The following is a 384-nucleotide window of genomic DNA, read 5'->3' on the forward strand; positions in this document are numbered from 1 at the left end:
GTGGGTCGCGACGACCGTGCTCGCGTCGACCACCGTGTAACCGTACACCTGCGCCTGCTCGCGCATCGCGACGTCGATCCACACGGCCGGCAGCCCGAACGCCGGATCCTGCGTCACGGCGCCCGGCAACGCGGCCGTCACCTGGCCCGGATTGATCGCGAGCCACTGGCCCGGGAACACTTCGCCCGTGCCGATCTCGACGCCCTTCAGCGCGATCCGGTACGCGTTCGGCCGCAGCTCGAGGTTGTCGCGGATATGGATCACCGGCGGCAGGAAGCCGATTTCCTGCGCGAATTTCTTGCGGATGCTCTTGATGCGCTTGAGCAACTCGCCGTCGCTGTTCTTGTCGACGAGCGGAATCAGCCGGTAGCCGACTTCGAGGCC

Annotated in this window: 1 protein-coding gene; it reads right to left on the minus strand. The window is 66.9% G+C overall.

Going from position 1 to position 384, the window contains the following annotated elements:
- On the minus strand, positions 1-384 hold a 384-nt coding region (locus PI86_RS15365; protein ID WP_039324247.1), incomplete at both ends, for an FHIPEP family type III secretion protein.

The sequence above is a fragment of the Burkholderia sp. A9 genome (assembly GCF_000801975.1).